This is a genomic window from Actinospineispora acaciae DSM 45401 (assembly GCF_000620785.1).
GTDB classification, from domain to species: Bacteria; Actinomycetota; Actinomycetes; order Mycobacteriales; family Pseudonocardiaceae; genus Pseudonocardia; species Pseudonocardia acaciae.
Map to the genome: position 1 here is coordinate 424,305 of NZ_JIAI01000005.1, position 20,455 is coordinate 444,759.

Annotated in this window: 16 protein-coding genes; 7 read left to right on the forward strand and 9 right to left on the reverse strand. The window is 70.6% G+C overall.

Annotated elements, in window-relative coordinates:
• The first annotated feature begins 122 nt into the window (after window positions 1-122).
• Together N912_RS0125090 and N912_RS0125095 are read left to right on the forward strand one after the other, a co-directional pair.
• Window positions 123-1,496, forward strand: coding sequence for a helix-turn-helix domain-containing protein (locus N912_RS0125090; protein ID WP_211261375.1), 1,374 nt, complete (start codon window positions 123-125; stop codon window positions 1,494-1,496).
• Window positions 1,489-1,959 carry an NUDIX domain-containing protein gene (locus N912_RS0125095; protein WP_028924560.1) on the forward strand — a complete coding sequence of 157 codons (471 nt, stop codon included), beginning with the start codon at window positions 1,489-1,491 and terminating at the stop codon, window positions 1,957-1,959. The genes N912_RS0125090 and N912_RS0125095 overlap by 8 nt, the downstream gene beginning before the upstream one ends.
• A gap of 5 nt (window positions 1,960-1,964) precedes the next feature.
• Here N912_RS0125095 and N912_RS0125100 read toward each other — a convergent pair whose 3' ends face one another.
• Window positions 1,965-2,900 (reverse strand): LysR family transcriptional regulator, encoded by a 936-nt coding sequence (locus N912_RS0125100; RefSeq protein WP_028924561.1) that lies wholly within the window; start codon window positions 2,898-2,900, stop codon window positions 1,965-1,967.
• A gap of 72 nt (window positions 2,901-2,972) precedes the next feature.
• Here N912_RS0125100 and N912_RS65260 point away from each other — a divergent pair, with 72 nt between their 5' ends.
• Both N912_RS65260 and N912_RS0125110 read left to right on the forward strand, forming a co-directional pair.
• Window positions 2,973-3,512, forward strand: coding sequence for a hypothetical protein (locus N912_RS65260; RefSeq protein WP_084211173.1), 540 nt, complete (start codon window positions 2,973-2,975; stop codon window positions 3,510-3,512).
• Window positions 3,513-3,599: 87 nt separating this feature from the next.
• Window positions 3,600-5,165 (forward strand): carboxyl transferase domain-containing protein, encoded by a 1,566-nt coding sequence (locus tag N912_RS0125110; protein ID WP_028924563.1) that lies wholly within the window; start codon window positions 3,600-3,602, stop codon window positions 5,163-5,165.
• Here the strand turns inward: N912_RS0125110 and N912_RS0125115 are convergent.
• Entirely contained in the window at window positions 5,144-5,596 is a 453-nt protein-coding gene (locus tag N912_RS0125115) for a type II toxin-antitoxin system VapC family toxin (protein ID WP_028924564.1), read from the reverse strand. The genes N912_RS0125110 and N912_RS0125115 overlap by 22 nt on opposite strands.
• Window positions 5,593-5,841, reverse strand: coding sequence for a ribbon-helix-helix protein, CopG family (locus N912_RS0125120; protein ID WP_028924565.1), 249 nt, complete (start codon window positions 5,839-5,841; stop codon window positions 5,593-5,595). Before N912_RS0125120 ends, N912_RS0125115 begins: the two co-directional genes overlap by 4 nt.
• Before the next feature lie 50 nt (window positions 5,842-5,891).
• On the opposite strand from N912_RS0125120, the gene N912_RS0125125 reads away from it, so the two are divergent.
• Complete coding sequence (locus N912_RS0125125) at window positions 5,892-7,889, forward strand: acetyl/propionyl/methylcrotonyl-CoA carboxylase subunit alpha (RefSeq protein ID WP_028924566.1); 1,998 nt, start codon at window positions 5,892-5,894, stop codon at window positions 7,887-7,889.
• On the forward strand, window positions 7,886-9,046 hold the full coding sequence (locus N912_RS0125130) for an acyl-CoA dehydrogenase family protein (RefSeq protein ID WP_028924567.1): 1,161 nt from the start codon (window positions 7,886-7,888) through the stop codon (window positions 9,044-9,046). The genes N912_RS0125125 and N912_RS0125130 overlap by 4 nt, the downstream gene beginning before the upstream one ends.
• A gap of 42 nt (window positions 9,047-9,088) precedes the next feature.
• Here the strand turns inward: N912_RS0125130 and N912_RS0125135 are convergent, their stop codons facing one another.
• The 3 genes from N912_RS0125135 to N912_RS54475 all read right to left on the reverse strand — a co-directional run bounded on the left by N912_RS0125135 (window position 9,089) and on the right by N912_RS54475 (window position 14,489).
• Window positions 9,089-10,060 carry a zinc-binding dehydrogenase gene (locus N912_RS0125135; RefSeq protein WP_425415314.1) on the reverse strand — a complete coding sequence of 324 codons (972 nt, stop codon included), beginning with the start codon at window positions 10,058-10,060 and terminating at the stop codon, window positions 9,089-9,091.
• Between the two features lie 71 nt (window positions 10,061-10,131).
• Window positions 10,132-10,974 (reverse strand): hypothetical protein, encoded by an 843-nt coding sequence (locus N912_RS0125140; protein WP_425415315.1) that lies wholly within the window; start codon window positions 10,972-10,974, stop codon window positions 10,132-10,134.
• Complete coding sequence (locus tag N912_RS54475) at window positions 10,971-14,489, reverse strand: AAA domain-containing protein (protein ID WP_156993969.1); 3,519 nt, start codon at window positions 14,487-14,489, stop codon at window positions 10,971-10,973. Before N912_RS54475 ends, N912_RS0125140 begins: the two co-directional genes overlap by 4 nt.
• A gap of 195 nt (window positions 14,490-14,684) precedes the next feature.
• On the opposite strand from N912_RS54475, the gene N912_RS54480 reads away from it, so the two are divergent.
• The gene (locus N912_RS54480) at window positions 14,685-15,431 is read left to right on the forward strand and encodes a DUF899 domain-containing protein (RefSeq protein ID WP_037066329.1); all 747 of its coding nucleotides are present in this window, start codon (window positions 14,685-14,687) and stop codon (window positions 15,429-15,431) included.
• A gap of 1 nt (window position 15,432) precedes the next feature.
• Here N912_RS54480 and N912_RS60675 read toward each other — a convergent pair whose 3' ends face one another.
• Genes N912_RS60675 through N912_RS0125165 form a run of 3 tightly spaced genes read right to left on the reverse strand, consistent with a single transcriptional unit; the run spans window position 15,433 to window position 20,428 of the window.
• Entirely contained in the window at window positions 15,433-16,158 is a 726-nt protein-coding gene (locus N912_RS60675; protein WP_028924570.1) for a J domain-containing protein, read from the reverse strand.
• A 48-nt stretch (window positions 16,159-16,206) separates the two neighbouring features.
• Window positions 16,207-20,079, reverse strand: a complete 3,873-nt coding sequence (hrpA, locus tag N912_RS54490) for an ATP-dependent RNA helicase HrpA (RefSeq protein WP_084211174.1) — start codon at window positions 20,077-20,079, stop codon at window positions 16,207-16,209.
• A 55-nt stretch (window positions 20,080-20,134) separates the two neighbouring features.
• Window positions 20,135-20,428 carry a PepSY domain-containing protein gene (locus tag N912_RS0125165; RefSeq protein WP_084211175.1) on the reverse strand — a complete coding sequence of 98 codons (294 nt, stop codon included), beginning with the start codon at window positions 20,426-20,428 and terminating at the stop codon, window positions 20,135-20,137.
• Between the last annotated feature and the right edge of the window lie 27 nt (window positions 20,429-20,455).

A 20,455-nucleotide genomic window follows, 5' to 3' on the forward strand; every position in this document is an offset into this window, starting at 1 on the left:
GCACACCGACCAGTAATGCCCTGACCGGGTGAGGACAGCCTCGGCAACCCTTTCGTCGGTAACCGCGTGTTCGAGTCGATCTTGGATGCAGGTCATCCAGGTGACCAAGTACTGTGCCGCCGGTGCCTCAGGTTGACGCGTGTCGGAAGGCCTGGTTCGACGTTTTCGCATGGCAACCAGCGTTGACCGATACCGCGGGAAAGCCCGGAATTACCTTCCGGGTACGTTTGAACTGGCGGAGGGTTGAACCAGTGTGGGGCAGTACAGAGCATCTGACCAACGGTGAACGTGTGGCGTGGTATCGGCGCCGCAGGGGGTTGTCGCAAGAGGTTCTCGCGGGGTTGGTCGGCCGAACGGGTGACTGGCTGAGCAAGGTGGAGAACGGCCACATCCCGTTGGACAGGCTGTCGGTCCTTCGCCGGCTGGCGGACGCCCTCGGGGTTTCCTTAGGAGACCTGATCGGCGAACCGAGTGTTGCATGCGACGCGACGGACGGCGACACGACGCCGATGTCTGCGCTGCGGGCGCTTCTCATGGATTACCGACCGCTGACACCGATCCTGAGCGGGCCCGATCTGGATGCGGAGCCCTCCTCGCTTGCGGAGCTTGAACACGAGCTCCAACTCGTATTCGACGCCTATCAGGCCTCTCGGTTCAGTATTGCCGCGAGCCGACTGCCGCTTCTGCTCATGGACACGATCCTTGCCGCCCGGAACTGCGACCACGATAAGCGGTGCCGAGCGCACGAGTTGCTGGCGCTGACTTACCAGGCGACCGCTGCGGTTCTCACCAAGCTGGGTGATTCCGGTCTTGCATTGGTAGCGGCCGAGCGCGGACTCACCGCGGCGCAGAGCGGCGGCGAGTGTGCTGTGGTCGGATCCCTGATCCGCGCGGTCGCGTTCGCGTTGCTGTCAGCCGGACGGAACGAGCCGGCCCGACAGCTCAGCGAGGCGGGCGCCAGCTACCTACGGCCGTACCTGGTCAACGGCGATGGCAATCTGTGGTCCGTGTACGGCACGCTGTTCCTGGTCGCCTCGATGGCCGCCGCTCGCTCCGGCGATCGTGCCTCCACGGCCGGCTGTCTTCACGAGGCCGAGGTCGCGGCACAGCGCCTCCGTGGGGACGGCAACCATCTATGGACGGCCTTCGGGCCGACGAATGTCAAGATTCATCGAATCAATACAGCGATGGAACTTGGCGACGTCCAGATTGCACTCGACCTCGGTCCCGGCCTGGATACCTCTGCTGTTCCAATAGAGCGACGGGTCCGGCACCTGCTCGACGTGGCGCGTGCCTACAACGCGTCGGGGCGCCAAGACTCGGCGTTTGGTACTGTCCTTGCCGCCGAACGACTGGCACCCGATCAAATCGCCAACCACTATGTGAGTCGGCGGTTGGTATGTACCTGGATTCGGCACGGTCACGGCGAGCCGCACATCGAGCTGGTCCGCCTTGCCGACCGCATGGGCATCGCGAGGACGAGCCGCCGTGGGTGATCCGACCGAGGAGTTCGCCACGCCCAGGATCGCCGCCGGGGCGTTGTTTGTCGACGGTGACCGGTTGCTTCTGGTGCGTAAGACCTATGGGAACCGATGGGACATTCCGGGGGGTTACGTCGATCGCGGTGAGTCGCCGAGGGTCGCGTGTCGGCGCGAGCTGATGGAGGAGATCGGGATCGAGCGGGACCCGGTCCGTCTGCTCGTACAGGACTGGGCGCCGTCGGAGGGCGAGGGCGACAAGATTCTGTACGTGTTCGGCTGCGGTGAGCTCGGCGCGGACGAGGGGCGCATCGCAGTCGACGGTGTCGAGCTGGATCACTGGGAATGGGTGCGGGTGGACCGACTCGGCGAGTACGTCATCCCTCGCCTGGAGCGGCGGCTCTCCCACGCTTACCGTGCGTATCGCGACGGCACCACGTTGTACTTGGAGCACGGCACCCCGGCGTTGCCCGGTTCCTAGTCACCTCAGGCTTGCTGGCGGGCGGCGGCCTTGGCGTTCATCTGGGCCGCGGCCTCGGCGAGCGCTTCCAGGCCGAGGGCGATCGGGCGCTGCTCGCGGCTGCCCCGGCGGGTGCAGGTGAGCAGGCGGCGGCGGGGCGCGGGCCGGCGCAGCGGGATGCAGGCCACCGGGGTGTCGGCGGGGATGGGTACGAGCCTGGGCTTGAGGCACACCCCGAAGCCGTACGCGACGGTTGCGATCGTCGGCGCCCACTCCTTGACCTCGTGCGCGATCTTGGGCGTGAAGCCGGCGGTCGCGCAGGCCACCGCCACCAGCTCGTACTGGTCGCAGCTGTGCGGCGGCGGGAGCACCCAGTCGTCGTGCGCGAGCTGTTCGAGCCCCACGGTGTCCCGTCCGGCCAACGGGTGGTCCAGCGGGACCAGCAGGTCCTGCGGCTCGTCGAGCAGCCGCTGTTGGTCGAACCGGGGGTCGTCGGCGGTCGGCCCGCCCAGGTTCGGCAGCGTGATCGCGATGTCCACCTCGCCGACCAGCAGCCGCTCGTAGGCGTCGACGGTCTCCAGCTCCACCAGCCGCAGCTCCAGCCGGGGCTCGCGGCGGCGCAGCATGTCCGCGGCCGGGACGGCCAGCGCGGGCAGCACCGAGGGGAAGCCGGCCAACCGCAGCACGCCGCCGGTCTCCTCGGCGTAGGCGCGCAGCTCACCGCGGGCCTCCTCCCACCGCGCGGCCATGTCGTCGGCGTGCTTGAGCAGCGCATGCGCGGCCGGGGTGAGCCGCACCCGGCGCCCGTCCGGCTCCAGCAACTGCACCGCAAGATCGTGTGAGAGCCCCCGAAGCTGCTGCGATACGGCCGAAGGGGTGAGATGCAACGAACTCGCCGCGGCGGTAATGGTGCCGAGCTGGTCCACGACACGCAGTACGTGCAGCCTGCGCAGGTCGATCATGTAGCAGGATCATACGTTGTTCTGAAGGAACGTGAAATGGACGTATGGGATTCGGCGGGCCATCCTGGATTCATGAGCACCCGGCACTGCCCCTGTTGTGGCTGGCCAGAAGCGGATCCGTACGAGATCGTGTCGCGCCATGAGACGTCCGAGGGGACCGTCGTCTACACCCGCTGTGTGTGCGGGCGGTTACAGGTCCGCCACGGCGACGCGGCCGCTCCCGTGCTGTCCAGCCGGTCCGGCCGGGTGGGGGCGCGCGGGCGCTCGGTGATCCGCCGGATGCTCGGCAACCTGGCCCTGCTCGCGGCCGGCGTGCTGGTGGTGATGGCGGTGGTCAAACTGCCGGTGGCGGCGCTGGCGGCCACCGGGGTGCTGTTCGTGGTGGTCGGCATGCTGGCCTGGGCGTGGGCCTGGCTGACCGGCCCGGAGGGCACCCGGCCGCTGCGGTTCGCGCTGCGCGTCGGCGCGGCCGGTGCCGCGTTGGGCCTGGCGCTGAGCGGGATGACGATCGTGTTCGAGGCGGCCACCGTGGTCGCGCTCCCGGCGGTGTGCCTGGCCGGCGGCGTCTGGTTCTGGCGGACGCACCTCACGGCGCCCAGCCCCTGCTTCTGACCGGGCGAGGCTCCTGGCGGCGCGCGTTAATGAGCGCTAACCTCGTTAACGAACGCTAACCCGTCGCGCGCCAGGAGCCCGCCACCGATGGAAGCACCGACGCTGACCAGCGCCGTCGACCCGGCCGGCGCCGAGTTCGAGCGGAACGCGGCGTCGCACCGCAAGCTGGTCGGCGAGCTGCGCGACAGGCTGGCCACCGCGCGCCTCGGCGGCCCCGAGCGCGCCAGGGAACGGCACACGGCGCGGGGCAAGCTGTTGCCGCGCGAGCGGGTGGACGCGCTGGTCGACCCGTCCAGCCCGTTCCTGGAGCTGTCCGCGCTGGCCGCGAACGGGATGTACGACGACGCCGCGCCCGGCGCCGGGATCATCACCGGCATCGGCCGGGTGGCCGGGCGGGAGTGCGTGATCGTGGCCAACGACGCCACGGTCAAGGGCGGCACGTACTACCCGATGACCGTCAAGAAGCACCTGCGCGCGCAGGAGGTGGCGCTGCACAACCACCTGCCGTGCGTCTACCTGGTCGACTCCGGCGGCGCCTTCCTGCCCGAGCAGGACGACGTCTTCCCGGACCGGGAGCACTTCGGGCGGATCTTCTACAACCAGGCGACGATGTCCGCGCGCGGGATACCGCAGGTCGCGGCGGTGCTGGGATCTTGCACGGCCGGCGGGGCGTACGTGCCGGCCATGAGCGACCAGGCCGTGATCGTCCGCAACCAGGGCACGATCTTCCTCGGCGGCCCGCCGCTGGTAAAGGCGGCCACCGGCGAGGAGGTCAGCGCCGAGGAGCTGGGCGGCGGCGAGCTGCACGCGCGGGTCTCCGGGGTCACCGACCACCTGGCCGAGGACGACGCGCACGCGCTTCAGATCGTCCGCTCCATCGTCTCCACGCTCGGACCTCGTACCCCCGCGCCCTGGTCGCGCGAGCCCACGGTGGAACCGACGGTGGCCACCGAGGAGCTGTACGGCGCGGTGCCGACCGACTCGCGGATCGGCTACGACGTGCGCGAGGTGATCGCGCGGGTGGTGGACGGCAGCGCGTTCGCGGAGTTCAAGCGCGAGTACGGGCCGACGCTGGTGACCGGCTTCGCCCGGATCCACGGGCATCCGGTGGGGATCGTGGCGAACAACGGGGTGCTGTTCTCCGAGTCGGCCATGAAGGGCGCGCACTTCATCGAGCTGTGCGACCAACGCTCGACGCCGCTGGTGTACCTGCAGAACATCACCGGGTTCATGGTCGGCCGGGAGTACGAGGCGGGTGGGATCGCCAAGCACGGCGCCAAGATGGTCACCGCGACGGCGTGCGCCCGGGTGCCGAAGTTCACGGTGGTGATCGGCGGTTCGTTCGGCGCCGGCAACTACGCGATGTGCGGGCGCGCGTACTCGCCCCGGTTCCTGTGGATGTGGCCGAACGCGCGCATCTCGGTCATGGGCGGCGAGCAGGCCGCGACGGTGTTGTCCATGGTCGGGCGCGCCGACCCGGACGCGATCCGCGCGCAGTACGAGCACCAGGGCAACCCGTACTACTCCACCGCCCGGCTCTGGGACGACGGCGTGATCGACCCGGCGGATACCCGGATGGTTCTCGGCCTGGCCCTGTCCGCCGCCGCGAACGCCCCGCTCGATCCGGTCCGCTACGGCGTGTTCCGGATGTGATCGCCGTGCTCTTCGACGAACTGAGTGGCGGACTGCGCCAGGCCGGGGTCGAGCAACTTCTTGTCCGCGCTCAACAGCGGTGCTTCCAGGGCACGTGCGGCGGAGACGAAGGACGCGTCGTAGAAGCTCAACCCGTACTCAGCGGAAAGCGCCGTCGCATTGCGGCGCCACTCCGGCGGTGGCACGAGGGTCGGCCCGCAGATCACCAACAGATCGTCGAGTGTGTCGGCCACCTCGTCGGCGGGCCAGTGCCGCTTTCGAAGCAGGATGTTGCCGAGCTCGTACAAGGTCAGATCAAGGATGTGTGCCGTCAGCAAACCTGTCCGGTGCGCATGGTGAACCAGCAGCGACTCAGCCACTTCGAGTTCATTGTCGGAGTAGAACCACTTGAGCAGCACCGAGGTGTCAACGACCACCCGGAGATCGGTCACGAGCTGTCTCGTTCGTCCCGGTCTCGTTCGGCCCGAACCAGCGCTGTGAAGTCGACCGGCCCGACATCTTTGAACCTTTCGCGCATCCGTGCCATGGCGGCGTCGATTGCCTCAGGGTCACGGCGAGGGAGACCCCGACGAGCCCACAGCGAGATGACCTCACTGCGGGTGGTGGAGCGAGCTGTCGCCTCGGCGTCGATGACCGCGAGCAGGTCGTCAGGGATCGACACCGTCACCTCTGCCATAGGTCGAGTGTATCGGGCGTCACCATCGAGATTGTCCGTCGGAGGCGCGTGTGTTTGACACGGTGTTGATCGCGAACCGGGGGGAGATCGCGGTCCGGGTGATCCGGACGTTGCGGGGGCTGGGGGTACGGAGTGTCGCGGTGTTCAGTGACGCGGACGCCGGCGCTCGGCACGTCGCGGAGGCGGACGTGGCCGTGCACATCGGGGCGGCGCGCAGCTACCTGAACATCGACGCGGTGGTCGACGCGGCAGTTCGTACGCGGGCGCGGGCGGTGCATCCCGGGTACGGCTTCCTGTCCGAGAACGCCGAGTTCGCGCGCGCCTGCGAAAAGGCCGGGTTGGTGTTCGTCGGACCGCCGGTGGCCGCGATCGCTGCGATGGGCGACAAGATCCGGGCCAAGGCGACGGTCGCCGCGGCCGGGGTGCCGGTGGTGCCGGGCGGGGGCGCGCCCGGTCAGTCCGACGCGGAGCTGGCCGCCATCGCCGAGGAGGTCGGCTTTCCGGTGCTGCTCAAGCCGTCCGCCGGCGGGGGCGGCAAGGGCATGCGGCGGATCGACTCCCGCGACGGGCTCGCCGAGGCGATCGCAGGCGCGCGGCGGGAGGCGCTGGCCAGCTTCGGCGACGACACGCTGCTGGTGGAACGGTTCGTCACCGACCCCAGGCACATCGAGATCCAGGTGCTCGCCGACGCCCACGGCACCGTGCTGCATCTCGGCGAGCGCGAGTGCAGCCTGCAGCGCCGGCACCAGAAGATCATCGAGGAGGCGCCGTCGCCGCTGCTCACGGACGAGCAGCGGCAGCGGATGGGCGCCTCGGCGGTGGCGGCCGCGCGCGCCGTCGGCTACACCGGCGCCGGCACCGTCGAGTTCATCGTCTCCGGCACCGACCCCGACGACCACTACTTCATGGAGATGAACACCCGGCTGCAGGTGGAGCACCCGGTCACCGAGCTGGTCACCGGCCTGGACCTGGTCGAGCTGCAGCTGCGGGTGGCGGCGGGGGAACGCCTCCCGCTGAGCCAGCGCGACGTCCAGATCGACGGACACGCCGTGGAGGCCCGGATCTACGCCGAGGACCCGGCGCGTGGTTTCCTCCCGACCGGCGGACGCGTCCTGACGCTGCACGAGCCGACCGGGCCCGGGATCAGGGTGGACTCCGCGCTGCGGCCCGGCCTGGAGATCGGCGGCGCGTACGACCCGATGCTGGCCAAGGTCATCGCGCACGGCCCGGACCGGCAGACGGCGCTGCGGCGGCTGGACGGCGCGCTGGTGGACACCGTGACGCTGGGGGTGCCCACGAACGTCGCGTTCCTGCGCGCGCTGCTGCGGCATCCGGACGTGGCGACCGGGAAGCTGGACACCGGGCTGGTCGAGCGCGCGCTGCCGGAGCTGGTCGACGGGGAGATCCCGGAGCCGGTGTACGCGGTGGCCGCCCTGCGCCGGCTGCTCGCGCTGGACCCGCCGGGCCCCGTCACGGACCCGTGGGACCTGCCCGGCGGCTGGCGGCTGGGCGAGCCGGCGTGGAGCACGTGGCGGTTCGAGCTGGCCGGGCACGAGCCGGTGGATGTGCGGGTGCGCGGGCGGGCCGATGCCGCCGAGGTGGCGGTCGGCGACGGCGAGCCGGTGGCGTGCTCGCTGCGCGCGGACGGCGACACGCTCGTGCTCAGCTACGCCGGCGCCACCCAGCGCTACACCACCGCGTTCGACGCTCGCGGGAGCACCGGCCAGCGCTGGTTGGGCCGGCGGGGACGGAGCTGGGCGCTGGCCGAGACCGACCGGCTGGCCGCCGCGCACTCCGGGCTGTCCGGCACCGGCGCCGGCGGCGGGACCGTGCGCAGCCCGATGCCCGGCACCGTGCTGTCGGTGTCCGTGGCCGAGGGCGACACCGTCACCGCCGGACAGCCGCTGCTGGTGATCGAGGCGATGAAGATGGAGCACACCATCGCCGCGCCCACCGACGGCGTCGTCACCGAACTGCCCGTCCGCACCGGCCACCAGGTAGCCGTCGAACAACCCCTGGCCACAGTCGCACCGGAGGCGAAGCCATGATCGATCACAGGTTGTCCGAGGAGTACCAGGACCTGCGCAAGACCGTGGAGGAGTTCGCCCGCGAGCGCGTCGCGCCGGTGATCGGCGGGTTCTACGAGCGCGAGGAGTTCCCGTACGAGCTGGTAGCGCAGATGGGGCGGATGGGGCTGTTCGGGCTGCCGTTCGACGAGGAGTACGGCGGCATGGGCGGCGACTACTTCGCCCTGTGCCTGGCGCTGGAGGAGCTGGCCAGGGTGGACTCCTCGGTGGCCATCACTCTGGAGGCCGGCGTGTCCCTCGGCGCCATGCCCGTCTACCGGTTCGGCACGCCCGAGCAGAAGCGCGAGTGGCTGCCCGCGCTGTGCGCCGGCGAGAAGCTGGCGGCGTTCGGCTTGACCGAGCCGGGCGGCGGCTCGGACGCCGGCGCCACCCGTACCACCGCCGTGCTCTCCGACGACGGCTCCGAGTGGGTGATCAACGGCTCCAAGGCGTTCATCACCAACTCCGGGACGGACATCACGTCCATGGTGACCGTCACCGCGGTGACCGGAGTCAGCGGCGCGCGCAAGGAGATCTCCGCGATCATCGTCCCGTCCGGCACGCCGGGGTTCACCGTGGCGCCGAAGTACTCCAAGGTCGGCTGGAACGCCTCGGACACCCACGAGCTGTCCTTCGACGACTGCCGGGTGCCGGCTGCCAACCTGCTCGGCGAGCGCGGCGCCGGCTACGCCCAGTTCCTGCGGATCCTGGACGAGGGCCGGATCGCGATCGCCGCGCTGTCCGTCGGCCTGGCCCAGGGCTGCGTGGACGAGTGCCTGCGCTACATCCGCGAGCGCGAGGCGTTCGGCCGGGCCATCGGCTCGTACCAGTCCATCCAGTTCAAGCTCGCCGACATGGAGGCACGCGCGCACACCGCCCGGCTGGCCTACTACCACGCCGCCAGCCGGCTGCTGCGCGGCGAGCCGTTCAAGAAGGACGCCGCGATCGCCAAGCTGGTCGCCTCCAACGCCGCCATGGACAACGCCCGCGACGCCACCCAGATCTTCGGTGGCTACGGCTTCATGAACGAGTTCCCGGTCGGCCGGTTCTACCGGGACGCCAAGATCCTGGAGATCGGCGAGGGCACCTCCGAGGTCCAGCGCATGCTCATCGCCCGCGAGATCGGCGCCACCGCCTGACGACCCGTGAGTGGTTAGCGTTGTCATAGCAACGCTAACCACTCACGGGGTCAGCAGCGACTTGCCGACGGTGGTGCGGGCCGCGAGCGCGGCGTGCGCGTCGCCGGCCCGTTCCAGTGGGTAGGTCGCGCCGATGACCGGGCGGATCCGTTCCCGCGCGACCAGTTCGAGCGCCTCCGCGAGCAGCTCGGTGACCAGCGCCCTGTCCAGCGGCCCGTCCTCCAGCGCGTTGGTCACCGTCACCCGCCGCCGTCGCGCGGTCGCGGCGTCGATGTCGGTGAGCCGGCCGTTGGACGTGCCGTAGGTGACGAACCGCCCGCCGTCGGCCACCGCCTCGAACACCGCCTCGCCGAGCGCCCCGCCCGCGCCGTCGAAGGCGAGGTCGACGCCCGCGCCACCGACCGCCTCCCGCACCCGGTGCTGCCAGCCCTGCTCGGAGTAGTCGACGGCAACCTGGGCGCCCAGCTCGCGGGCCAGCGCCAGCTTGCGCTCGCCCCGGGCGGCCGCCACGACCCGAGCCCCCGCATCCCGTGCCAACTGCACCAGCAGCGAGCCCGCGCCACCGGCCGCCGCGGCCACCAGCACCCACTCACCGTTCCGGATCCCCGCCTTGCGCACGAGGCTCAGCGCCGTCACCCCGTCGTGGAGCACGGCCGCCGCCTCGACCGGGCCCACGCCGACGGGCATGGCCACGAGGTCGCGCGCATCCGCGACGACCCGCTCGGCATAACCGCCGGACGCCCTGGCCACGACGCGCCGCCCGAGCCAGCCGCGGTCCACCCCCTCCCCGACGGAGAGCACCCGGCCCGCCCCACCGCCGCCGGGAACGTACGGCGGCTCCAGCGGAAAGTAGTCCCCGCCCCAGCCGCCGCGCAGCAGCGTGTCGAGGTAGATGACGTCCGCCGCGGCCATCCCCACCACGACCTGCCCCGGCCCGGCGACCGGATCAGCCACCTCCTCGGCAACCAACACCTCGGGACCACCGAACTCCCGCACCCTGACCGCGCGCACCATGATCACTTCCCCGTGTCGAACCGCTCCGTCCGCCACAGTGTGGAACCTGAAGATTAGTTGAGGTCAACCCGTCAGTCCGACGAGTCGAGCCGGGCCTCCAGGTCGTTGAGCAGCGCCCGCACCGGCGACCAGCACAGCTGCACGCTGTCCGCGTCGAAGTCGGGAAGCTCGGCGAGCTCCTTGCGGGGGTGGATGTAGTTGCGGAAGTCGCGCACGTTGTGCATGAAGGTCTTGGCGTCGAGTTGGATCCAGCCCTTGGCGTGCACGGTGTCGATCAGCGATGCCAGGCCGGGCCGCTGGTTGCGCGCCCACTTGCCGTTGCCGTCCAGGAACTTCGAGTCCGGATCGCGCTCGGTGAGCAGTGCGAGCAGCAGGCCCTCCACCACGCTGCCAATTCCGATGATCGCCATGGTGTGCGCTCCGCCGTGCTCGCAGATCCGAGTCTCCGCGATCCGCCTGCCCAGCACCGTGACCGTGTCGTCGTCGCGGACCAGCCGCCGGATGCGCGCTTCGAGGTCGGGCGGCTCGGTGTAGCGCGGGCCGGAGCCGTCCGGGCTCAGCTCAGCGAGCACCGGACGCCCGGCCACGTAGTTGATTGTCAGCCGCTCCGGTTCGAGCACGCCGTTCACCGCTCGCCGGAACTCCTCGGCGACCGACATCCCCTCGTCGTACTCCAACGGATCGCACACCCGGCAGAGCAAGCGTTCGACGGCCGCCTGGTCGTCCCGCCGGTCGGCGATCTGGTCCACCAGCCAGCCGACCCGGAACGAACCGTCGTACTCGGGCGGGTCGGGCCAGCCGGAGTCGCGCAGCAGCCGTTCGAGCTGCCACCCGGCGCGGGAGTAAGGGCCGTCCTGGTCCACGATGATCCTGGCCAGGCGCTCAACGGTCCTCGGGTCGAGAGTGGACATCATGACTCGCACTGGTCGGCTTGGTCCTGGGCAATCTGAACTGCCCAGGTCAACCGTTCGACGATTCGCTTTCCTCGTTGCTTGAAGCCGAGCTCCTTCATGGCCTGGGCGACCCGTTCCTCGCGGTCCAGTGCCAGCCCGTCACTGATCAGCCAGCGGCAGACCGCGAGCAGTTGCCGGTCGGTGTACTTCTGAATCGGGAAGCCGGGCGGCACGTGGTGGTACGGGCCTTGGCGCACGTTGGTAGGGGCAGGGGCGGGCGTCTTGCGTTCGGGCGGCCGGGGGCTCGATGCCGGCCTCGCGTCGTGTTCGGCCACCGCCGCACGCCAGGCGTTGACGATCTTCTCGGTCTCTGCCTCCGGATCGGAGAACCACGCCGAGGCCCACACCCGGTGGAACCGCCAGCCGAGCGTCTCCAGGTGGTTCTGCCGCAGCCGGTCGCGGTCGCGGGTGCTGGTGATGCGGTGATAGCTGTCGCCGTCGGCCTCCACGGCCAGCACCATCCGGCCCGGCTCGTTCGGGTGGGCCAGCGCGAAGTCGATCCGGTATCCGGAAACGCCCCACTGCGGATTGACCGTGATGCCGGCCTCGGTGAGTCGCGCGCGGATGTCGCGTTCGAAGCCGTTCAGCTCGGTACCGGCGGAGCGGCCGACGTCCCGAGGGTCGATGTCCCGCTCGGCAAGTTCCAGGTAGCGGCGCAGGAGCTCGGTGCCGTTGACGTTGTCCGAGGGCGCCAGCGCGCTGGAAGGGAACGAACTCACCACCGTCATGCGCCGCTTCGCCCTGGTGATGGCCACGTTCAGCCGCCGCTTGCCGACCTCCTGGTTCAAGACCCCGAACCCGGTCCGGGACACGACGCCGTCGGCCCTCCTGGCCACGCCGATGCTCAGGATGATCGCGTCACGCTCGTCGCCCTGCACGGTCTCGATGTTCTTGACGAAGAACCGATGGGTCGACCCGGCGTCCTCGGCGAAGAACTCGTCGAGGTCCGGGCGGGCGCGCCGGGCCTGCCTGATCGCCTGCTCCAACCGGTCCTGGTGCTTGGCGCCGAGCGTGATCACGCCAAGGCTCTCGTCCGGGCGCCGCTCGGCGTGCTCCAACACCAGCTCGACGACCTTGTGCACCTCCTGTGCCGGCAGCCCGTCCGTGCCGGGGGACGCGGTGCCGTCGACCACCTCCAGCCGCAGCGGGGTCTCCTGCTGGGCACCCGGGAAGGTCACCAGGTCGCCGTCGTAGATCGCCGAGTTGGAGAACGCGATCAGCCGCTCGTCCCGGCTGCGGTAGTGCCAGCGCAGGCGGGTGTTGCGCACCATCGGCCGCATCGAGCCCAGGATGGACTCGTAGTCGCCGAGGTCGAACGCCTCGTCGTCCTCGTCGAGCTCCCCGCTGAGCTGGCGGTCGAAGAACGAGGACGGCGGAAGCTGCTTCTCGTCGCCGGCCACCACCAGCCGGTTCCCGCGCATGATCGAGGTGATCGCGTCGTGTGGCTTGACCTGGCTGGCCTCGTCGAAGATCACCAGGTCGAACAGCCGGGTGGCGGGCAGGGTCCGGCTCACCACCAGCGGCGACATCGCCCAGCATGGCCGTAACGCCAGCAGCACGTCTGAGGTCTGCTCGACCAGCTTGCGCAGCGGCATCAGCCGGCGGACCTTGCTGGCCTCGTTGCGCAGCGTCTTGGCCTGGTCGGGGTAGTCGTCACGGGCGCGCCGGGCGTGGACGGCGACCTGCCGCCGCACTCGTCGCACGGTCGCTTCCAGGTACCGCCGGTCGGACTCCTGGAACTCCTTGACCAGCCGATCGTGCTGTTCAGGCGTGAAGTTGCGCAGGTACGCGCTGGCGAGCTTGAACTCGTCGTCGAGGCTGCGCAGCCAGCTGTGCCAGAACATCTGTTTGGCCTGGCGAGGGGTGACGTTGCGCTCGGCGAGCTCGGCGAGCAGGTCACCGAGGCCCACTCCTTCGAACCGGCGCCGCAGTGTGGTGATCTCCGGAAGCTTGTACAGGGTGTCCTTGTCTTGGCGGAGCGCGTGGAGCGTGTTCGCCACCTCGGCCGGTGCCCGCCGCTCCAGGCCGTCCAGTCGAGCGGACAGCGCCACCGAGGCGAGCTGACGCCGGAGCTGCTGGTAGACGGCCGCCACCTGGTGCAGCCCGGCGTCGGGCACCGGGACAGCCCCCGGCCCGGCGAGCTGGCGCCAGTGTGCCCGTTGCCGCATCGCGTCGGACAGCGCCCGGTGCAGCGCGGGCTTGTTGGTGAGCCCGTCGGTGTTCATCGCGCGGGCCTGCTTGACCAGGGCACGGCGTTGCAGCCAGGGCATCTTCCGCCCCAGGCGGGACCGCTCGGCCCGGGAGGCGGTCGCGAGATGCAGGTCGTCGAGCCCGTCGCCGAAGACGTAGGGTCCGAACCGTGTGACCGTGTCGGTGACCTCGTCGAGCAGCTCGAGCACCTGCTGCCAGCCGGCGATGTCCGGCGGTACCGGCAGGCCCACCCGCGCGAGCAGATGGTGCATGCCGTCGGTGCCGTGCCGCAGGGTGGTGCTCGCGAGCTGATCCAGCTCGGCCAGCATCGGACCCAGGTCCTCCTGCCGGGGTTCGGCGCGCCACCACGGCGACTCGCGGCGCAGGATGCGCACCCCGCCCAGCTCCACGAACCGCTCGATGTCATCCGCCGCCGTCGGCGCGGTGCGGGCGTCCAGGACGCGCAGCCGGTCACCTCGGATCGCGTGGCGGGTGAGGTGCTCGTCGCCGAGGCGCAGCAGCTCCTCGCGCACGTCGTAGGCGCTGCGTCCCCACGGCGCCCGGCGCTCGTGGAAGGCGCGGGTGTAGCCGGCGAGCCAGGTCCGTCGCTCGGCCAGCCTGCGGTGCAGCTCGCTGGCGTCCACGGGCGGTTCCTGGGCGAGCCTGGCCAGGCTCTCGGCGAGCTGCTCGGCCACGTGCTTCTTGTCGACGGTGGTCCGGTGCAGGTCGAGGACCAGGTCGGCCAGCCCCGCGTCGTCGAGCCGTTGGGTCACCGCCTCGATGGCCGCCCGCTTCTCGGCGACGAACAACACCCGCCATCCCCTGGCCGAGGCGGACGCGATGAGGTTGGCGATGGTCTGGCTCTTCCCGGTCCCCGGCGGGCCCTCGATGACGAGGTCGCGCCCGGCCAGTACCGCCTGGATGGCCTGCTGCTGAGAGGAGTCCGCGTCCAGTACCAGGAACTCCTTGTCGGGCTTGATGGCGTCCACGGGTGGAGGGGAGTAGTCGTCGTCCGGAGTAGGTACCTCGGAGCGTTGGACATCGGCGAGCGCGGCCACGAGGTCGTGTTCCGCGAGCAGGCTCGTCGCGGACTCCAGATCCTGCACCATCGGCATCTTCTGGTAGTTGAAAAGGCCTATGACGACGGCATGTTCGAGCCGTAGGTCGAGCCCTTGCCGACGGGCCGGCTCGGCCAGTACCTCGAATATCTCGGTGACGTCGACCAGCTCTCCGGCAAGATCATTGATCTTGTATGGCGAGAATCCCGACGCGGTGTCATCTGCCAATCGGGTGTTGATCACGTACCGAACGCTTTCGCAGGGTGACCATTTGTTGCGGCGCGGAGGTGTCCCCCACTCGTGAAGAAAGCGCCGCTTGTTTTCGGGTGTTTCGTCGCCGCTTATGAAGCCGGGAGGGGCCGGTGTCCGGTTTCGGGCGGTGGGTACGACCACGGGGTGTCGTCGAGAGCGAAGGAGACGCTCGTGAGCTTGCCGCAGGTGGTTTCGCGTGAGGAGTGGCTGGACGCCCGCAGGGAGCTGCTGGCCAGGGAGAAGGAGATGACCAGGGCGCGGGATCGGCTCAGCGCCGACCGGCGACGGCTGCCGATGGTCAGGGTGGAGAAGGACTACGTGTTCACCGGGGTGGACGGGACGGTCGGCCTGGTGGAGCTGTTCGGCGGGCGCCGGCAGTTGATGGTCGGGCACTTCATGTTCGACCCGGAGTGGGAGGAGGGGTGCTCGAGCTGTTCGGCCGGCGCGGAGCAGCTGTCGCGGGGGCTGTACGAGCACCTGGCGACCAGGGACACCACGCTGGTGCACGTATCCAGGGCGCCGATCCACAAGATCGAGGCGTACCGGAAGCGCAAGGGCTGGACGTTTCCGTGGTACTCGTCGTACGGCAGCGAGTTCAACTACGACTACGCGGTCACGATGGACGAGTCGGTCGCGCCCGTTGTGTACAACTACAAGACCCGGGAGGAGCATGAGCGGGCCGGCACCGGTTACTACTTCAGCGGCCCGCAGCCGTCCGAGCAGCCGGGGCTGAGCTGTTTCCTGCGCGACGGTGCGGATGTGTTCCACACCTACTCGACCTACGGCCGGGGCGCCGAGCAGCTCGGTGGCTCGTACTACTACCTGGACCTCACGGCGCTGGGGCGTCAGGAGGAGTGGGAGGAGCCCAAGGGCCGGGCCGACTTCGCGCGGGAGCCCAGGCCGGACTTCAACGAGTAGGTCAGCGGCGCCCTTGGTCGGTCGTTTCCTTGACGACGACGAGGGCGACGAGCAGCAGCAGCGGCACGCAGCCGATCGCCGCGCCGACCAACAGCGACGCGTCCAGCACCTCGAACAGGCCGGTGACCAGCAGGACGAAGCACAGCCAGGTCAGCAGCATGGCCGCCCAGCCTCGCACGGTGCTGGGCAGCGGCAGGTCCAGCGCCCGCTCCATGACCTGCCATCCGGGAGACGGCGGCGGGGGCGGCGGTGATGGGCGGGGCGGGGGCGTGGCCGACGGCCGGGGCCAGCTCTGCTGGGCGTACGAGCCGTGCCGGAACGGCCGTTGCTGCCCCGGCGGCGGGGTGGCACCGGCCGTTCCGAAGTAGGTCTGGTACGTGGGCGGCGGGTACGAGCTGGGCCGGAAACCCGTCGCCTCCCAGGACCCGGGAGGGGGTCGGGGCGGGATGTCCTCGGCGGCGTAGTCGGGTCGTGGCGCGGGCGGGCGGCGCTCCGGGACGACCGGGCGGCTGCGTTCCAGGTCGTACCGGGCCCGGCGGTCGGGGTCGGTGAGCACGGCGCGGGCGTCCGCGACCATCGCGAACAGGGCGGTGCTCGCGTCTCCCACCACGTCGGGGTGCAGCTGCTTGGCGAGCTTGCGGTAGGCGGCGTTGATCTCGTCGGTGGTCGCGGCCGGCGTCACGCCCAACAGCTCGTAGTGGTCGTAGGCCCCCTTGGTCGTCGACACCGCGCGACAGTAGCAGGAGCGGCCGCCGGTGCCAGTGAAATAGGGAGGTCAGCGCGTGTGGTGGTCGTCAAGAATGCGATAGATGCGTTTCTCTGAGACGGGGTAGCGGGTGCGCAGGCCCTGGGCGAAGAAGCTCACCCGCAGCTCCTCGATCATCCAGCGGATCTCGGTCACCTCCGGGTCCAGGGCTCGGTCCGGCGGGAGGGCGGCGAGCAGCTCGTCGTAGGCGGCGCGTACCTCGTGCACGGTGGCCATCCAGGTACGGTCGCGCGCCGGCTCTCGGGGCAGCGTCTCCAGGCGGCGGGAGGCCGCGCGCAGGTAGCGGGCCAGGTCGGGCAGCCGGGCCGCGCCGGTCGCGGACACGAACCCGGGGTAGACCAGGGCGGCGAGCTGGTCGCGGACGTCGGCGAGGGACGGCTCGACGCCCGGGGCGCGGACGTCGGCCAGGCGCGAGCGCACCTCGGTGGCGGCGGTCAGGACCGGGACGACGGCGGTCACCACGGATGTCAGCTCGCCGGTCAGCTGCGCGCGAGCGGCCGCCACCAGGGCGTCGAACCCTTGAGCCGTCCAGGCCGGGCCGCCGGCGCGAGTGAGCACGGCGTCGGCGGCCGCGTCCAGGCAGTCCGCCAACAGCGCGTCCACCGAGCCGTGCGGGCTCCCGCTCAGCGCGAGCGAGTCGGTGTTGCTCAGCGTCCGGCGGACCTGGCGCACCGGCGACGGCACCGCGAGCAGCAGCAACCGCCGGGTGCCCCGCCACATCGCCGCCCGCTGCTCCGGCAACGAGCCGAGCACCCGCACGTCCACGGAGTCGCCAGCGTCCACCAGCGCCGGGTACCCGACGACCTGGTAGCCGTCCCGCTCCCGCCGCACCACGCTCGGCAGCTCGTCAACGCCGATGTCCGCCCAGGTCCGCACCCCGGACCGCTCCAGGTCCGCGCCCGCCGCCTCGGACACCGCCGTGCGCGTGCGCTTCGCGAACCGCCGCCGCAGCTCGTCGAGGTCCTTGCCGGTGCCCAGCACGGAGCCGTCCTCGTCGACCACCCGGAACGTGATCAGCAGATGCTCGGCCACCTTGTCCAGCCGCCACGCGTCCCGGGGAACCGTGACCCCGGCCAGCTCCCGCAGCACCCGGCTCAGCTCGTCCAGCAGGTTTCCCTCACCCGGCCGCATCCGGGACAGCGCCGCGCGCACCGTGTCCGGCACCGGCACGAAGTTGCGCCGCAGGTCCTTGCGCAGCGACCTGATCAGCGCGGTGACCAGCTCCTCGCGGTGACCGGGCACCTGCCAGCTGAACGCGTCGGCGTCCACCTGGCGCAGCGTGACCAGCGGGACGTCCACGCTCACCCCGTCCGAGGGCGCGCCCGGCTCGAACCGGTAGTTCACCGCCAGCCGCGCGGGCGTCTCGGCCCCGGGCGTGGACGTCGACCAGACCGACGGGTACTCCTCCTCGGACACCGCCGCGTCGCCGTGGGTCAGCTCGTCCAGGGTGAGGTCCAGCAGCTCGGGCGTCTCCCGCCGCGCGCCCTTCCACCACCTGTCGAAGTGCCGCGCCGAGGCCACCCGCTCCGGGACGCGCTTGTCGTAGAAGTCGAACAGGGTCTGCTCGTCGACCAGGATGTCGCGGCGGCGGGTCCGCTGCTCCCACTCGCCGACCTCGTCGAGCAGCTCGCGGTTGCGGTGGAAGAACCGGTGGTTGGTGTGCCACTCGCCCTGCACCAGCGCGTGGCGGATGAACAGCTCGCGGCACAGCTCCGGGTCGATGGACGTGTACGCGGTGAGCCGGTCGACCACGATTGGGACCCCGTACAGCGTGACCCGCTCGCGGGCCATCACCGCGCCGCGCTTGGCCGACCAGGCCGGCTCGGAGAACGTGCTCCGCACCAGGTGGGTGGCCAGCGGCTCGATCCACTCCGGCTCGATGCGCGCGACGGTGCGCGCCCACAGCCGCGACGTCTCCACCAGCTCGGCGGCCATCAGCCAGCGCGGCGGCTTCCTGAACAGCGCGGAGCCGGGGAAGATCGCGAAGTTCGCGTTGCGCGCGCCCAGGTAGGCGTTGCGCTCCTTCCGTCGGTTGTTCTTCGACGACGACGGTGGCGGCTCGGTCTGCAGCCCGATGTGCGAGAGCAGCCCGGCCAGCAGCGACTGGTGGATCGCCCGGTGGTCGACGTCGTCCGGGAGCTTCGTCGACGAGGTGATGTCCAGCTCGCGCAGCACCCGGCGCAGCTGCCCGTGCAGGTCCTGCCACTCCCGGATGCGCAGGAAGTGCAGGTACTCCGCGCGGCACATCCGCCGGAACTGGTTGCCGGACAGCTCCCCGCGCCGGTCCGCGAGATAGCGCCACAGGTTCAGGTAGCTCATGAAGTCCGAGCGCGGGTCGGCGAACCGGGCATGGCTCGCGTCCGCCGCCTGCTGCGCGTCCGCCGGACGTTCCCGGGGATCCTGGATGGACAGCGCCGCGACGATGATCAGCACCTCGGTCGCGCAGCCGTTGCGGCCGGCCTCCAGAAGCATCCGGGCGAACCGGGGGTCGATCGGCAGCTTGTCCAGGGAGCGTCCAACCTCGGTGATCTTCGCGCCCGGCGCGACGGCGCCCAGTTCGAGCAGCAGGTTCACCCCGTCGGTGACCGCGCGCTTGTCCGGCGGGTCGACGAACGGGAACGCGGCCACCTCGCCGAGCCCGAGCGCGATCATCCGCAGCACCACCGACGCCAGGTTCGTGCGCAGGATCTCCGGGTCGGTGAACTCCGGGCGCGCGTCGTAGTCGTCCTCGGCGTAGAGCCGGATGCAGATGCCGTCGCTGGTCCGCCCGCAGCGCCCGGCGCGCTGGTTGGCCGACGCCTGGGAGACCTTCTCGATGGGCAGCCGCTGCACCTTCGTGCGGTGGCTGTACCGGGAGATCCTGGCCAGGCCGGTGTCCACCACGTACTTGATCCCGGGCACCGTCAGCGAGGTCTCCGCCACGTTCGTGGCCAGCACGATCCGCCGCGCGACCCCCCGCCCCGGCCGCGCCCACACCCGTTGCTGCTCGGCGGCGGAGAGCCGGGCGAACAGCGGCAGGATCTCGGTGTTCCGCAGCACGCCCGTGGTGCCGTCAGAGGTGATCTCGCCGGCAAGTACCTCGGCGGCGTCCCTGATGTCCCGCTCGCCGGGCAGGAACACCAGCACGTCGCCCGGACCCTCGGCGGCCAGCTCGCGACACGCCTTGACGACCGCCTCCGGCTGGTCCAGCTCGTCGGCGCGGGGGTTGTCCGGGTCGGTCAGCGGGCGGTAGCGAACCTCGACGGGATACGTCCGGCCGGAGACCTCGATCACCGGCGCGTCGTCGAAGTGCCGGGAGAACCGCTGCGGGTCGATGGTCGCGGACGTGATGATCAGCTTCAGGTCCGGGCGTTGCGGGAGCAGCCGCTTGAGGTAGCCCAGGATGAAGTCGATGTTCAGGCTGCGCTCGTGCGCCTCGTCGATGATCAGCGTGTCGTACCTGCTGAGCATCCGGTCGCGGCCCAGCTCGGCCAGCAGGATGCCGTCGGTCATCAGCTTGACCCGGGTGCGCTCGGACACCTCGTCGGTGAACCGCACCTTCCAGCCGACCAGCTCGCCGATCGGTGAGTTGAGCTCCTCGGCGATGCGGGCGGCCACGGTCCGCGCGGCCAACCGTCGCGGCTGGGTGTGGCCGATCACGCCGTCGCGGCCGCGGCCCAGCTCCAGGCAGATCTTGGGCAGCTGGGTGGTCTTGCCGGAGCCGGTCTCGCCGGCCACGATCACCACCTGGTTGTCCCTGATCGCGGCGGCCAGGTCGTCCCGCCGGGCGGTGATGGGCAGCTCCGGCGGGTAGCTGATGGTGACGGCGGCTACGGGCGGTGCTGAGCTCACGGGCGGGCTCACGGGTTCCTTTACTGCTCCGGCTTGGTTCGACGCGTCCATACTCTCAACGTCGACACCGACCCGGCCATTGCCTTTCCGTGGCGTGAGTCCGGACTCAGTCGCGCTCCATCTCCACGATCACGCCGCCGTCCTGGGAGACGTCGACCTCGATGCGGCCCTCCCGGCTGTTGCGGACCTCGACCTCCCAGCTCGGCTTGCCCTGAGCGGTGTCCGGCTCGATGTTGATCACCTCGCCGCCATACCGTTCGGTGGCGATCTGCCCGGCCCGGTCCGGCGTGATCTTGGGTGGCGGTGGTGGTTGCTGCGCGGCTGCCTGGCCACCACCGCCGGCGCAGCCGGCCAGCACGAGGCCCGCCGCGACGGCGACAACACTGATAACGAGTTTCATGCCCGTCGAGGCTAGGCCGCGAGAGAG